At 61.8% G+C, this 14707-nt stretch carries 11 protein-coding genes and 1 pseudogene; 3 read left to right on the plus strand and 9 right to left on the minus strand.

The features are described 5' to 3' along the window. The 3 genes and pseudogenes from AC1DIO_RS18390 to istA form a co-directional block, all read right to left on the minus strand. Positions 1–203: transposase (locus AC1DIO_RS18390; protein ID WP_476853819.1), on the minus strand; the 203-nt coding region annotated here is incomplete at its 3' end. Between the two features lie 483 nt (positions 204–686). Beyond that, positions 687–1437: pseudogene (gene istB, locus AC1DIO_RS18395) on the minus strand (IS21-like element helper ATPase IstB). Positions 1438–1454: 17 nt separating this feature from the next. Continuing rightward, positions 1455–2993 (minus strand): IS21 family transposase, encoded by a 1539-nt coding sequence (istA, locus tag AC1DIO_RS18400; RefSeq protein ID WP_476853820.1) that lies wholly within the window; start codon positions 2991–2993, stop codon positions 1455–1457. A gap of 478 nt (positions 2994–3471) precedes the next feature. Between istA and AC1DIO_RS18405 the strand changes: the two genes are divergently transcribed. After that, positions 3472–3912 carry an HD domain-containing protein gene (locus AC1DIO_RS18405; protein ID WP_476853821.1) on the plus strand — a complete coding sequence of 147 codons (441 nt, stop codon included), beginning with the start codon at positions 3472–3474 and terminating at the stop codon, positions 3910–3912. A 67-nt stretch (positions 3913–3979) separates the two neighbouring features. On the opposite strand, the gene AC1DIO_RS18410 is transcribed toward AC1DIO_RS18405, so the two are convergent. The 3 genes from AC1DIO_RS18410 to AC1DIO_RS18420 form a co-directional block, all read right to left on the minus strand. Next, positions 3980–5854 (minus strand): hypothetical protein, encoded by a 1875-nt coding sequence (locus AC1DIO_RS18410; protein ID WP_476853822.1) that lies wholly within the window; start codon positions 5852–5854, stop codon positions 3980–3982. Between the two features lie 362 nt (positions 5855–6216). Further along, complete coding sequence (locus AC1DIO_RS18415) at positions 6217–6903, minus strand: SOS response-associated peptidase (RefSeq protein WP_476853823.1); 687 nt, start codon at positions 6901–6903, stop codon at positions 6217–6219. 173 nt (positions 6904–7076) lie between these two features. Beyond that, positions 7077–7676 (minus strand): hypothetical protein, encoded by a 600-nt coding sequence (locus AC1DIO_RS18420; protein ID WP_476853824.1) that lies wholly within the window; start codon positions 7674–7676, stop codon positions 7077–7079. A gap of 95 nt (positions 7677–7771) precedes the next feature. On the opposite strand from AC1DIO_RS18420, the gene AC1DIO_RS18425 reads away from it, so the two are divergent. Beyond that, on the plus strand, positions 7772–7921 hold the full coding sequence (locus tag AC1DIO_RS18425; protein ID WP_476853825.1) for a hypothetical protein: 150 nt from the start codon (positions 7772–7774) through the stop codon (positions 7919–7921). 110 nt (positions 7922–8031) lie between these two features. Beyond that, a complete protein-coding gene (locus tag AC1DIO_RS18430; protein WP_476853826.1) occupies positions 8032–9177 on the plus strand; it encodes a calcium-binding protein in 1146 nt (381 codons plus the stop codon). Positions 9178–9246: 69 nt separating this feature from the next. On the opposite strand, the gene ligD is transcribed toward AC1DIO_RS18430, so the two are convergent. The 3 genes from ligD to AC1DIO_RS18445 form a co-directional block, all read right to left on the minus strand. Then, positions 9247–10251 (minus strand): non-homologous end-joining DNA ligase, encoded by a 1005-nt coding sequence (ligD, locus tag AC1DIO_RS18435; protein WP_476853827.1) that lies wholly within the window; start codon positions 10249–10251, stop codon positions 9247–9249. Between the two features lie 821 nt (positions 10252–11072). Beyond that, positions 11073–12587 carry a D-glucuronyl C5-epimerase family protein gene (locus AC1DIO_RS18440; protein ID WP_476853828.1) on the minus strand — a complete coding sequence of 505 codons (1515 nt, stop codon included), beginning with the start codon at positions 12585–12587 and terminating at the stop codon, positions 11073–11075. A gap of 796 nt (positions 12588–13383) precedes the next feature. Then, a protein-coding gene (locus AC1DIO_RS18445) for an IS3 family transposase (RefSeq protein WP_476853829.1) occupies positions 13384–14564 on the minus strand; the annotation gives its coding sequence in 2 pieces (ribosomal slippage) (positions 13384–14300 and positions 14300–14564; 1182 coding nt in all). Positions 14565–14707 lie beyond the last annotated feature (143 nt).

Consider the following 14707-nt stretch of genomic DNA (forward strand, 5'->3'; position numbering starts at 1 on the left):
CTCCAGCGGATGAAGCGATTGTAGAGTGTCTTGTGGGGACCGTAGCCCTTGGGCGCGTCCTTCCACTGCAGGCCGTTGCGGATGACGTAGACGATCCCGCTCACCACACGCCGATCATCAACCCGTGGCACGCCATGCGACAGCGGAAAGTACGGCGAAATCCGCGTCATCTGCCGCTCGCTCAGCAGAAACAAATCATCCATCACGGCATCCTCCAGGACACCGTGAATCACATCTCAAGCAAAATTAATAGGTCCTGAGCCTAGTGACGATGAGGCTCGAGTCATCCAGTCTAAAGCCCTCTCAGACGCCGTCCCTTAGGAGCCGTCTCGGAGATTGCCAACAGGCTTTTTCAGACGAGCGGAACGTCCACCAGAACAGCCCCGTGAGACCGAGCGGCGGCAACGTCCGGATCTGCGTTTATCTCCGCGAAGGAGCGTGGCGCGGGCAACTGCTTACAAGAACGCGCCGCCTTGAGGGTTAGTGCAATCCCTGTCGGGCAGACTCCGCACATGCGTCCATCGTGTTGCCGGCTGCGGATTCCGACGAATTCGGCGGGCAATTCCGATATGAATTCGGCACCCTGTTCCGATTTCATTCCGGCACCCCATTCCGATTTGAAGCCGGCAGGTGCGAGGTGATTTGCCTGGGTCGTTCGTGATGATTGTCGTGGATGGATTTGACGGTCAAGCGATCGTGGCTGGAGGGCTCTGCGACTGGCGTTGTCGCATGCTCTCGCCGGCGAGTTCGATGCGGTAGGCATTGTGGGCAATACGATCCATGACGGCGTCGGCGATCGTGGGATTCCCGATAATCTCGTACCAGCGGTCCACGGGGATCTGGCTGGTGATGATGGTGGCGCGGCGCTCGTAACGATCCTCGGTGAGTTCGAGGAGATCGCGTCGCTGGGTATCGTCGAGTTTTTCCGGCCCCCAGTCGTCGATGATCAGGAGTTCGACCCTGGCGAGCGCCTTGAGCAGGCGGGCGTAGCGGCCCTCGTCACGGGCCTGGGCCAGGGTGGTGAAGAGCCTCGGGGCGCGATGGTAGGCGACCGAGACATCGTCGCGGCAGGCCTTTTGCCCGAGGGCGCAGGCGAGCCAGCTCTTGCCGACGCCGGCCGGCCCGGTGATCAGCAAGCTGCGATGCTGACGGATCCAGTCGCCGCCGGCGAGGCTGAGGAAGAGCCCGCGGTCGAGGCCGCGCGACGCCTTGAAGTCAACATCCTCGATGCTGGCGTTGTGGCGCAGCCTGGCGGTGCGTGCGCGGTTCTCGAAGCGTTTTTGGCTGCGCGCGGTGCTCTCGCGTTCGAGCAGGAGGGCGAGCCAGTCGGCATGTTCGAGGGCGCGGCTTTCGGGCTGGGCCTGGAGCTCCTGGAAGCTTGGCCATGCCGTGCAGTCCGAGCTCGGCGAGCAAGGTCATGGTGGGATGGATCAACATGATGATGTCTCCTGGTGTCAGTGGAAGTAGCCGGGGCCGCGCAGATTGCTGTGCTCGATGATGGCGGCGGGTTCGGTGGAGGTCCTGGCTGGTGCCGCGGCTTGTCGGGCGGCGATGGCGGCAACCGCGCGGTAGGCGAAAGCGCCGATCTCGAGGGCGCGCGCGGAGACGGCTTCGGCCTGGGACGGCTTGAGGTCGCGGAACAGGCGCAGTACGCCGAGGCAGGTTCTGAAGTCGTGTTCGGGATGCGGGCGGTTGGCCAGGATGGCAATGACCAGGCCCTCCGTGCTCGGGCCCACCGTCGCCGCCCAGCGCCGAAGCCGTTCAGGGCTCCAGTCGGCGTAGCGCCGGTGAGAGCTCGGCATGTGATCGGGGTTGGTACCGTGCCGGCGTCCGCCATAGCGGCGCTGGTGAGCGGCGACGCGCTGGCCGCGATGGAAGACCTCGATCGTCCGGCTGGTGGCCCGCAGATCGACCTGTTCGCGGATCAGGCCGTGGGGGACGGAGTAGAAATAGCCGTCATACTCGACGTGGTAATCGACGCCGGCGCGGGCCAGCCGCCACTCGGCGAACTCGTAATCCTCGGGCAGTACCGCCAGGGCCGGCCGCTCGACGGTCTCGAACAGATGGCGGCGGGTGACGCCAAGGCGCCGGATGACATGGTCGTTGATCCGGTCGACGGCGTCGCGGATCGCGGCATTGGCCTCGGCCAGCGAGAAGAAGGTCTGGTTGCGCAAGCGTCCAAGGATGGCGCTTTGCGCGAAGCGGACCCCGTTCTCGACCTTCGCCTTGTCGCGCGGTTTGCGGACGCGGGCCGGCAGTACGCCGACGCCGTAATGCGAGGCCATCATGCCGTAGCTGCGGTTGAGATCCGGATCGTAGAACGAAGCCTTGTTGACGCCGGCCTTCAGGTTGTCCGGCACGATCAGGCGGGGGACGCCGCCGAAAAACCGCAACATCCGCACATGCGAGCCGATCCAGTCCGGCAGGGCCTGGGTCCAACTTGCCTCGGCGAAGGTGAAGTTCGAGGCGCCAAGCACGCCGACGAAAATCTCGGCCTCCCGGATGACGCCGGTCCGGGCATCGACGATGCCGAGCTTCTTACCGGAATAATCGACGAAGACCTTGTCGCCGGCGACGTGCTCCTGACGCATGGTCGGCGACAGCCGACGCTGGAAGCCGCGCAGGAGGTCACAGAAACGGCTATAGCCGTAGCCCTGCGGATGGACGCCGCGATACTCCTCCCACAGGATCGCCATCGTCACGCCGGGCTTCTTCAGCTCGACGACGAGGTCGCCCCAGTTCGGCTCGGGGCGGCGACGCGCCCCCGAAAGAGCACCGGATCGCGCGAACAACCGGCCTGCCAGCGCATCCTCGCTCAGCTCCGCCGGCAGCGGCCAGGACAGGCCGGCTTCCCGGGCTCGTGCCAGGTTCCCCTGCACGGTACTGCGCGCCACACCAAGACGACGCCCGATCTCGCCGGGGCTCAGATCTTCCTCAGCCAAACGCAGCATCTGCCGCAGTTGTCTCATGGTCAGCTTCCTCTTCGCAGGCATCACGGTCTCCGTCTCGGTCGATACGGAAAACGTCTGCCAGAGTGGCTGACCCAGGCCTCCAACACCCCCTTCAGGGTGCCGGCTTCATCTCGGAATCACATGCCGGCTTCAAATCGGAATGCCCTGCCGGCTTCGCTTCGGAATACCCCGCCCGCTTCAATCGGAATCCGCATGCCGGCCGACGCTGCGTCAGGGCAATCTGGAAACCAGCCCCCGTACAGGGTGGTGTCCTCTTTGTCTATGACAGCGAGAAGTGGCGAGCGTTCACCGATTTAGAACATCCCGTTTTGTCCGTCAGCACAAGCCTCCCGGCCCGGATTCCGCCCAATTCGCGAACCACAAAACGGAGCCCGCCGGATCTTGGACGCGCCGGGTGCCGCTGGCGAGCTGGGTCAAGTGGAGCGCCAGCGGCGTCATTCTGCATTGTCCACATCTCCGGCGGCCACGAGCCTGAGTCCTGGTAGTCATGGGGGAGCGAATGCATCATGGCACCCTTGCTCGAGCGATCGAGATCGCCGCGGAGGCCCACGAAGGCCAAAAGGACAAGGCCGGCGAGCCGTACATCGCGCACCCGATGCGGCTGATGGCGCGGTTCCTCGCAGCCGGCGGAGAGCAGGATGCCATCATCGCGGCACTGCATGATGTCGTGGAGCACTCGTCGTGGACTCTGGGAGATCTGCGGCAGGAAGGTTTCTCCGACGAGATAGTGTCCGCTGTCGACGCCCTCACCCGCCGAGACGGAGAGGAATACATCAGGTTCGTTCGCCGCGCGGCCCGTCACCCGCTGGCCCGTTTCGTGAAACAGGCCGACATCCTCGACAAAATGACTCATCTGTCGAAGGTCCGCGATGGTGAGCGCTTGCGTGAGAAATATGCCGCAGGTCTTAGCGTTCTTGATGAAACGCCGCTCTCACTCTGATGCGCTTCAGCTTCGGCCCATCCAATTCCCAGATGGCCCTCTCCGCGATCCTGACCGGACCGCTGCGCTATAGGGTCGGTGGACGGGCGCCTGGAGCTAATGTTGACGCCGAAACTGCAGAGGCCCTAGCAGCCCTTAAAACGAACAGGGCTGGCGGCCCCAGCACTCGCCGCGCACTCGACCTCACTACCCGATATGCGAACCTGATCAGGATCAGACTCAGAACTTTCTTGTGTTTCAGGGGCGCTCTCATCACAAGAATGGGGATCTTGCGGTGAAGCGCCCTTTGCCCGCGTTCTATTTGTGACCGATCCGCCTCGTAGGCTTCGTTCAGTTCCCGGATCCTGTTCTCCAAACTGTCATAGGTTGCCTGCTTGCCCGCAAGCATGGCGTGGCTCGCCGCGCCGATTACCGCCTCTTCATCAGCATTTGACAGCGAGGCCTCGAACGACGCTCGTGCCTGCTGGTGCCGAGCCTGTTCTTTGACGATCTCAATCTGGTGCAGATCGACCGCCCGCGCCAACTCGCTGCTGGCGATATTCCAGGAAGATATCTGCACCGGGATACTCGACGCGGCCGTCACTCTCAGCAGGGTTTCAGTTTCTGACGCATATCCAGCGTCGATGCGGAGCAGTTCAGCCCGAAAGAGAGAAACAAGCCGGTCGAACTCATCCGAGAGCCGCTTGATCTCGCTGTCATAATGTAAATTCTCGGCGACTGGGACCCGGAAATCCTTGCCGGCCTTCGGCATTGCGGTGGGCCGCTCGAACATCAGGCCAGAGGCATCAAGGCGCGCGCCAATCAGTATCCTGGCGGCTTGCGCGGGTACGACCTGCTTCTCAACTGCCTTGCTCTCGATCGCCGCGGCAACGCGAGCGTAGAAGGCCCGATAGGTGAAGGCTCCCGACGCAACGAGGTGATCAAAGGCTCGTTGCGTCATCGCCTCCGCAGCCGGAATGTCCTTCAGGCGCTCCAGGATCTGATCGACGTTCGAGAAATCCTTCTCCAATGAGAGATAATGCTCGTCCGGCTTGATCGCATCCGAGTAGCGCCCCTTGAAGAGGACCATGGGCGTCCGCATGATCGCGCACTCGAAGATGCGCGGCGAAATCTGCCCCATCTCGATCTCAGCTTCGCGCGCCGCCACGAACGGCTTGAACTGCTCATAGCTCGGTACAACGCAGCCATTCACGGCCGTCATCTCATGGAAACGCTTCGCGATACTGCCGTCAAAGTCGAAGACGTTGCAGCCTGACTCCGAGCCGAGCATGGCCTGACAGTCGCCGACGAAATCGAACCAGGCCGTGCCGTAGATCCGGCTCGCCTCATCCATCGCGATATCGCACTTGATCCCGCGCGCGTCGCAGACTTCTTTCATGCGCCGGCCGATTTCGAACTTCTCAAACCCCAACCGACCGTAGAGGCCGCCGATATCGCGCCCGCGATAGCCTATCGGGATCGAACGCTCAGCCAGCGGCTTGGGCTTCGACCTATTGGTTGCGATGTCGTCGGGAGCGTATCCGGTGAAGACGGTAAGGAATTCGACGCCGGGGAATTCTGCCCGGGGATAGACGTATTCCAGGCTATCCTGCGGGACGCACGTCAACACAATATCGAAGCCGATATCCTTGATCGCCGCCTTCACCGTGTCCGTTCGATCATACTCATCCTGGACGGCAAGGACCTTGATCCCGCGAAACGTCCTCAGCTTCTGGCGATATGTGTCAGAGACATAACCATCGATGCAGAACCTGGCGCAATAGCTATGGAAAACGACGTCATAACAGTCGAAATCGAAATCCACGAGCGCGTTATGAGTGGCATGGACAAATTCAACGTCGTACCCACTGAACTGCTTGAAGGCGTTCAGATAATCGAGCGTCGTCTGGACGAAGGCGCTCCACTTCGAGTAAGCGACGAGGGCACGCCTAGTTGAAGACATCGGCCAGTCCTCTTCCGAGTGGTGGCATCCAGTATTATTACGTTAGCTGGTTTTTTAATTGCGTGTCTATTCCTTTTTTTTGCGAAGACTTGTTTTCCTAGCGGAACTTCCAAAAACCCAGGCTGAGTTACGTTTCCAGAAGGTCACCGTAGTAGCATTTAAAATGCTGCGGACAGGATAAACTTATGAAATCTATGCAAAAGCAGAGACGTGGGCCTGGGATGGACGGTCATCACATTGCGGTCGGAGGTTCGCCCCTACCGATCCCTGTCGACAGTTATCTTACAACGACACTGGATTTTTTGAGGTCGCTTCGCGGACTGGCGACCGAAGAGGACGGCGTGCTGACAAATAGCGCGCGATTAGAACAGCGTTTCCTTGAACGCCTCGGCTGTTGCCGGGTCGTCATCCCCTATCCCGGTCCTGTTCATCCGCTGAGAGACAATCCATTCGCGCAGTTCCTGCGGAGGCTGCATCAGCAGATCTTTGCCGCCAGAGCCATCGAGCCAGGCTTCGAAGTCTCGAGGCAGCAATGTCGCCGGCATACGGTTGTGGATCTCGGACATCCATTTGTTCGCGTCGCGTGTGATGATCGTGCAGGTTGTGATCGTCTCGCCGGTCTCCGGATTGGTCCAAGCCTCCCACAAGCCCGCGAATCCGAGCAGGCCACCATCTGCCGCGTTGATGAAGTGGGGAGTCTTGTCGCCCTTCTCTCCAGTCCATTCGTAGAAGCCGCTCGCCGGGATGATGCAGCGGCGTTTGACATACGCCGATCGGAACATGGCGCTGGAATCGACCGTCTCGATGCGGGCGTTGAAGGTCGCCCCGGACTCGTTCGCCTTCTTCTTCCACCAGCCGGGGATGAGGCCCCACCGCGCTTTCTTAAGCATGCGGTTGGAGTCGGCGTCGCGCACGATGATATCGACCTCGGTCGTCGGCGCGATGTTGTAGCGCGCCTGCAGGTTCGGCCGGTCGGCCGGTACGGTCAGCGGCTGGCTGAAAGTGACGATCTCTTCCCACGAATACGCTTGGCTGAACCGACCGCACATTGCCGCTACTCCTCGCCTATCCGTTTCCGCCGCTCGATCTCGCGAGGCTCGGCGGGCAGCAGATCATCCCGCCCGCCGTCGATCACGGTCAAGCCTCCCATCGTCGTCGGAAAATCGGGCGGCCGTGTCTTCCCAACGTCCAGGCAATAGCCCCCGCACTTGAACCCGTACTTCTACGCGCACCGGCCCCGGAACATCTCGAGCAGATCGCCCAGCGTCATGGCAGCGCCGAATTTCTCCGCACAGGCCACCAGACCCCCGTCTGCCCAGCGCTTGCAGTGGTTGCAGCAAAAGCGAATGACGACCCACGGATAATGCCTCAGGTCCGTGTCGAGTGTCGGCGGAATGGTGGGCCTGATCGGCATTGATATATGACATTTGACTCGTGCTGAATGAGAATAAAGATAGAACAAACGACCACCCCAAGGAGTCAACTGATGAGTGATCGCCGCGCGAATACGTCGCTGATTGCGACGGCTAGGCCGCGTAGGAAGGACCGGCCGGCGACGAAGGTGAAGAACCAGCGCGAGCGCCTCGCCGATCCGGGCGCCCTGCGCAAAAGGGAACGCCAGCACGGCGCGCGCCATCGGGTTCGGCCAGATCACCCTGATATTCCGTTCTAAGCGGTCGCGATCATGGAAACAGTTCAGGACGCCATTTTCGAAGGCGCTACCGAGCTGTCCATTCACTGCGAGGAGTGCAGGTTTGTTCGCGTCGTGGATATTCGGCAGTTGCCGGGCCTGATGGGTGAGCAGCCGCTTAGCTCTTTGCATGAACGGCTGAGGTGCAAACGCTGCGGGTTGCGGCCCAAACCTGAGCACGTCAAATTAGCGAAGCCTCCAACCTTCCACTCGGGCCGTTACCCTGGATGAATGAACTGGATGTGTACCGGGCCGTCGAGCGCGTCGAGCAGCTGACTGGGTGTCTCGAGGAAACGCCGGAAGAGGCCGAGCTGATCGCGCTCGTTACGGCGCTGGAGGAATGGATCGTCCGCAATCCCTACCGCGATAGCCAATGACTTCCCAAATGGGGTGGAGAGCGGACACTACAAATTGAGACCTTCAGTTTCCTTTACAGGAGGAAGTGAAATCCAAAAGATAGCACTCTCGCGAAGCGAAGGAGACCAGCATGCCCACATTCACCGGCACTCTCGCGAACGACGTCCACGCCAGCGCGACGGACAACGTCCAGTACGGGCTCGACGGCAATGACTCGTTGACCTATTCGGGCACCGCCGCTCCGGCCCTGTACGGCGGCGAAGGCGACGACACGCTCGACTACAGCAACGGGTCCGCCACCAGCGGCGCCCTCTATGGCGGCAACGGCAACGATACAATCTTCTGCACCAGCCTCGGGCTCGGCGGCGGCTCGTCCACCTATGGCGACGAGGGTGACGACCAGATTACGAATTTTGGTGGCTGGACCGATGGCGGCAATGGCAACGACACTATAACCGTCGGCAAGAGCGGCTTTTACGGCGGGATCGCCTTCGGCGGCTGGGGTAACGACCTCATCCAAGCGTCGAATACGGGGTTAGTCGACGGCGGCTACGGCAACGACACGATCTACGCCGGCTATTCGGGTATCGGCGACACAGCAATCGTCATTGGTGGCGATGGCGACGATTTTATTGCAAATACGAACCAGACTGCAGGCAGCACGGAGCGCATGTCGATCTTCGGAGGGGATGGAAACGATTCGCTCTATGGCGGCGGCGGGCATGACGTGCTGGTCGGCGGCACTGGACGCGACCTGCTCGTCGGAAACGGTGGAAATGACTACCTTTACATGGGAAGTGACGGCGGGTCCGGTTACGGCGGCAGTGGCAACGACGTCGGCGTAGGGGCAGCCGGTAACGACGTTTTCGTCATGGAGGCCGGTGCCGATACCGCCTACGGTTATGACGGCGCCGACTACTTTTACCTCGGGGACGGAAACGACATTGCTTTTGGTGGGAGCGGCACGGATGTTCTGCTCGGCGAAGCCGGCGCTGACTATCTCGAGGGTGGCGAGGGCGTGAACTACTACTTCGGCGGTGCCGAGGGCGACACGTTCGTCGTCAAGGATGTCGCTTCGGTCCAGGTGGTCCAGGACTGGAAAAACGGCGCCGACATCGTGAGCTTCGAAGGTTCGGGCTTCTCGTCCTTCGCCGACGTGATCTCGCATTCGTATCAGAACGGCGACTATTTCGTCGTCGAAGTCGATAGCGACACGGCTGTTTGGCTCGTCAACGCCTCGGCTCAAACAGTGACGGCGTCCGACTTCTTCTTCTGACATGCCTAACATACGGCCGCCCCAGCGCTGGTATCTTTCGCCGACGATTGCAAAGGGCGGCCGTTTTGATCAGGACGGATCCTCCAACTGAAGTACCTGCCGTTGATCGGCTTCGTCCCGCAGACCCTTATACGACGCGTGCCGCAGCTTCCCGTCAGTGGTCCAGCCGCGGAATTCGATCTCCGCGACCAGGATCGGATTGACCCAGCGCGCGCCGGCTCGCTTCAACTGCTGATCTGGCTTTGGAGTCACCAGCGCATCGAGAGCCTTGCGTAGATTCGTAGCGGATCGATGCGTGAAGCCCGTGCCGACGCCACCGACATAGGAGAGGTGGTCGCCCTTCCTAGCCGCGAGCAGCAGCCGACCAATGCCGCCCAGCGCCGACGACGACAACTCATAGCCGATGATGGCGAAGCCCTCGGATTGGATGCATTTGATTTTCCGCCATTCGCCGCCCCGGCCGGATCGATAGGGGGAGCCGCGCCGCTTGGCGATGATGCCCTCCAGGCCCATCTCACAGGCTACCGTCAGGAAGGCGTCGCGGGCGGCGTCGACATCCTCGCTCATCAGGATCGACGTGTTTGGCTTGATGACTCCGGCGAGCATCTCGCGCCGCTCCTCGCACGTCAGCGGGCGCAGGTCGTGACCGTTGAGATAGAGCAGATCGAAAGCGTACAAGAGCGCCCCAGCGGCAGATCGTTTACCGCCCCGACCTCCGAGAGCTTGCTGCAGGGCGCTGAAGTCGGAAGCCCCGCGGTTGTCGAGCACGACGGCCTCACCGTCTAGGATAGCGCTATCCAGCCCGAGATCCAGAGCATCAGCCGCGATCGTCGGGAACCGGCTCGTCCAGTCATGGCCGCCGCGAGTCAGGATTCGCACTGTGCGGTTATCAATGTGGATGGCGAGACGGTAGCCGTCCCATTTCACTTCAAACGACCATTCGTCGCCAGTAGGCGGCTTTGAAGCCAATAGAGCCAGGCAGGGCTCGACCCGCTCGGGGATGGGGTCAAAGTTGAGCTTCCGCTGACGCGCATCCCGCGGCTTGCTGACAGGGCCACGGACAGTCTCGGCCACAGGGCCAACACGCAGGATACGACGCGCGCACACAACTGATACTCCACCAGTGAAGAGCGGCCCCGCCGGCTGGGGGGACGTTTTTGGCGGGACTACTCCCAGGCCGTGAGGGCGCCGGATGTGGACAGCGCCAACACGCATAGCGAACCCATCGCGAAGCGCCGAGTTCCGCCATCGCGGGTTCATCGAACCGCTGTACGGATAATTTGGCTAGATGGATCGTTTGGCCCGCCGACCCCAACCCGGCGGCAGTTCAAGACGAAGCGATAGCGGAACGATTCGGCTTCAGTTCCCGTTCACTCTCCAGCGGGCAGTATCGTCTACAGGAGGATAGCGATGAGACTAAGAGCAATCGCTTTCGCAGCCGGGATTTTGTTCACGGCATTCGCCGGGGCCGCATCGGCGCTGCCGCGTGGACTGGAGATCGATGCTCCATCTGACCTTATCCAGGTGCAGATGCGGTGCGACGCAAGCAGGTGCATCGATCAACGCACCGGCGTCTATTCGCAGTCAACCTGCGACCGCTACGGCTGCAGGCCGCTCGGCGGTCCGGTGGGCCGCGTTGGCGGTTCTGGACGTGGCTATGATGGCGGTCCTAGAGGAGGCTATGACGGCGGGTATGAGGATCGTCCTCGGCGGCGCGGTTGGGACGATGACGGTCGCGGCTATCGGGGCGGAGGCGGTTTCAACTGCAATTCCTCCCGCTGCATCGAGGCAGGGACCGGCCGTGTCTGGGAGAGCACCTGCGATCGGTACGGCTGCCGTCCTCTTCGGCCGGCCCGCGGCCAGCGCTGGTAGAGCAGCGGTGCCGCTGGCGACGACTAGTCCTCGGCCTTGATCGGGAGCGTCTCGAATGCCGCGGCCCGGTCGGAAGCGCTCATCGGCAGAGACAGGAGGAAGAGCCTGATCTCGCGATCAATAATGTCTTTGGGCCGCATACTGCCGAATTTGTCCCAGACCGCCGCAGCGAGGTCCGCATTGTCGGACCAGGGCCAGCGCTTCTGAGCTCCCTTGACCGGGATCCGTTTGGCATGACGATCAGAAAAGATCTGCCACCGGAGCGCACGCAGGAAAAGCCGCTTGTCGCCGATCGAGCGGGCAATCGATGCCAACGTCGCGGCATGGAAGGGAAGGTACTCGGGGGCGACCTGGCCCCAGCCCAGATCGCCGAGGCTCACTGAGAAATCGACAGTCGTGTCGGAGCCCGTTTGGCCCCTCACCCCGTCGGCCAGGCGAAAGAACTCGATATCTCCCGGCCGCCCGCCGGGGGATGAAGCCTTGACCTCGCCATCGCCTGCGAAGATGAATCTTAGATTCAACGTGTCGTGGAGCTGCTCGGGATCAAACTTTCGCCCATGCCGCGTCGAGAAGGAAATCAAGGCAGGCCGCGACGTCAGGACTAGACCCTCATGCATGCGCAGCTCTGAGCTATCTCCGGTACGCAGCTCGACTCGGCGCAGTGATCCTCGCCCGCTGATCTGAAAATCGACTGACATATACCGAGGCCGCAAGTCGTACCGGTTCCAATATCCGTTATCGATGACGCCGAGCGCTGCTCGGAACGACTGGATCCCCCGCTCAGCAAGGGAGCGAAATCCTTCATCGGGAAAGTGCTGGTCGAGCAGGAGGAGCGTCTGGATCGAATAGAGGTGCGCATTGACGATGAAGGGGTTGTGCCGGTCAGGCATCGGCACTTCCTGAAACCAGATGAACTGTTCGTTTTCAGATCTCAGGCCGCCCAATGTGACTGGTAGCAAAAACGCCTTGCCTGCGCGCCTGGCGAGCTCCGCGAACCTGGCCTCACCCGTTTTGCAGGAGTGGATCAGAAGCCGCTCGACGATAGCCGCCTGGCCGAACGCGGAAGCCCACGGCGCCTGAAGGAGGACATCATTGATCTGCGTGTCGTAGTCATACCGCCACACGACTGCATCGCCGCCCACTCCAACCGCATTCTGCTCGAAGAACGCCAGCGCGGCGCGTGCCTTCTCATTCGGCTGGTACGTGGCGCATGTCTCCTCGAAACTACGCGCGTCCCGCGCAAACATCGCAAATGCCACCGACGACATGTTGCGGAACCGGCTGCCGTCGGGCGCCTCGGAAAACGGAAGCCCTTGTTCGTCGAGCCGCGGCGACGACCGCCAGTAGGCTGTCTTCTCCGGCAGATCGACAGCGCCGGAGGTGGCCTGCGCAGCGATGCAATAGCTCACCACGCCGCTGAAGCACTGACCATCACTGCCTATCCCAGAGTTGCGTCGTTCCATCCCGAATATCGCCGCCGCACCGAGCAAAGCGATCGAGACCGAAGCTACCGAGACTGCAACGTGCAGATACCGCATGCCCATGCGTCCTCACAGTTGGAGCGGGATGGGGTGCGCAAAAATGGCGCCATCGAAGCGGTGCCGACGGCCCCGCGCTCAGTGAGGAAACGCTCAGGGAGCATCCGAGGTTGCGCCCGCTAGCTAGTCAATTTTGGAGGCGGGAAGAACGGCTGAAAGCGAAGAGCCCTGAAGCCGTCAGTCATCCTTCACTGCAAGCCCCGCCAAATAAAGGCTGGAGAGAATGAGCGCACCGATTGTAAGCGCCCCAAGGGCGCTTCCGGTTATGGCAAACGCTGAAATCGTGGAGGCGGTCGCGAAGCCGGCGGATAGTGAAATACTCACCCGAATCCCTCCAGTTTTGGCCGTTCTATCACGTAGTATAGAAGGTCACGAGATCTTCGAGATGGGTGAACGGCTTAGTTTTCCTCCCTATTAACACAAAAAGCCCGCCGCCCCTTGCGGAGCAGCGGGTTAATCTCAGGGGTCTCGTCACTCAAGGCTCGCATACGCCGGGAGTTTCCGACAAGCGTTATTATGCCGCCTTCCTTGCCGGTGGACGCCCCTCGATGACCACGCTGAGCGGGCCGGCTTTGCCCTCGGCGCCGTTCTGCGCGAAACCCGAGGTCGTTCCAAAACCGCAGCCCCCCGCGCCGAGCCCATATTGCGATCGAATGCCATTGATTGAATAGCCCGCAACATTCACGCTAGGCGTCGAGGCCGGCGAATACCTCGGTCGTCCTGTCAGGGCCGTGTACGGCGCTAGCATGGAAGTGCCCGGGGTGATCCGCCCCCGCCGAGCGGTCCGGGTTGAATGTTAGTGGGAGGTTGGCCTGAGCGCCAGCGCGGGCGGCGTAGCTGGTGCGGGTTGCGCAGCCGGCCGCGCGGCCATGGCGGGAATGAAGACCTCCGGCGCGGGAGGCTTGTATCCGAGCGAACCGTGCGGGCGCAGCGTGTTGAAGTGCCGCCGCCAGCTTTCGACGACGATCTTCGCCTCGGCGAGGGTGTAGAAGATCTCGCCGTCGAGGAGTTCGTCACGCAGCCTGGCATTGAAGGACTCGATGAAGCCGTTCTCCCAAGGGCTGCCGGGCGCAATGTAGGCGGTCTTGGCGCCAACCGCGCCGATCCATCCCTGCACGGCCTTCGCGACGAACTCCGGTCCATTATCTGACCGAATGTGCTCTGGCACACCGCGCAGGATGAACAGGTCCGAGAGCACGTCGATGACATCGATGGCCTTCAGGCGCCGGCTTACACGGATTGCCAGGCATTCATGGGTGTACTCATCGATGACGTTCAGCATCCGGTATTTTCTCCCGTCATGGGTGCGGTCCTCGACGAAGTCGTAGGACCAGACATGGTTGGGCCGCTCGGCGCGAAGACGAATGCAGGATCCGTCTCCCAGCCAGAGACGGCCGCGCTTGGGTTGCCGGGCCGGAACTTTCAGCCCCTCGCGTCGCCAGATGCACTCGACCCGCTTGTCATTGACGACCCAGCCTGCCGTCGAGCGCAGCAGCTCGGCGATCTTGCGATAGCCATAGCGGCCGTAACGGCGGGCGAGTTCCACGATATCGGCGGTGAGTTGCTCCTCATCGCCGCGTCCGCGTGGAACCCGGCGTTGGGTCGAGCGATGCTGCCCGAGCACACGGCAGACCCGCCGCTCCGACACCTTCATGACGAGCCGGACATGCTCGATGCAGGCACGGCGACGCGCGGGGCTTACCAGTTTCCCGACGCGGCCTCCTTCAGGATCAGCTTGTCGAGCGTCAGGTCCGCGACGGCGCGGCGCAGCCGGGCGTTCTCGGCCTCGAGCTCCTTCATCCGCTTCACCTGATCTGTCTTCAGGCCGCCGAACTCACGGCGCCAACGGTAGTAGCTCACCTCCGTCACGCCGATCGAGCGGATCGCGTCGGCAACGGATTGGCCCTGCGAGACCAGCACATCGACCTGGCGCAGCTTCGCGACGATCTCTTCGGGTTTATGACGCTTCTTCGGCATTGCGGTCCTCCTGTCTGCCTCAAGACATACTTCAGGGTGGACCAATTCAACGGGGGTGGATCACTCCTTGTAGTCGCGCGCCTGTCGTGCCAGATACCCAAAGCTAAGCTTGATTGGTTCTGCCGCGAGAGCAGAATGAGTCG

This window comes from Allobosea sp. 05T439, from assembly GCF_056396005.1.

Coding starts and splice junctions, on each gene's coding strand:
- istA (WP_476853820.1), bottom strand. CDS start 2,993: ATGCCTGCGAAGAGGAAGCTGACCATGAGACAACTGCGGCAGATGCTG.
- AC1DIO_RS18405 (WP_476853821.1), top strand. CDS start 3,472: ATGCATCATGGCACCCTTGCTCGAGCGATCGAGATCGCCGCGGAGGCC.
- AC1DIO_RS18410 (WP_476853822.1), bottom strand. CDS start 5,854: ATGTCTTCAACTAGGCGTGCCCTCGTCGCTTACTCGAAGTGGAGCGCC.
- AC1DIO_RS18415 (WP_476853823.1), bottom strand. CDS start 6,903: ATGTGCGGTCGGTTCAGCCAAGCGTATTCGTGGGAAGAGATCGTCACT.
- AC1DIO_RS18420 (WP_476853824.1), bottom strand. CDS start 7,676: ATGCAAAGAGCTAAGCGGCTGCTCACCCATCAGGCCCGGCAACTGCCG.
- AC1DIO_RS18425 (WP_476853825.1), top strand. CDS start 7,772: ATGAATGAACTGGATGTGTACCGGGCCGTCGAGCGCGTCGAGCAGCTG.
- AC1DIO_RS18430 (WP_476853826.1), top strand. CDS start 8,032: ATGCCCACATTCACCGGCACTCTCGCGAACGACGTCCACGCCAGCGCG.
- AC1DIO_RS18440 (WP_476853828.1), bottom strand. CDS start 12,587: ATGCGGTATCTGCACGTTGCAGTCTCGGTAGCTTCGGTCTCGATCGCT.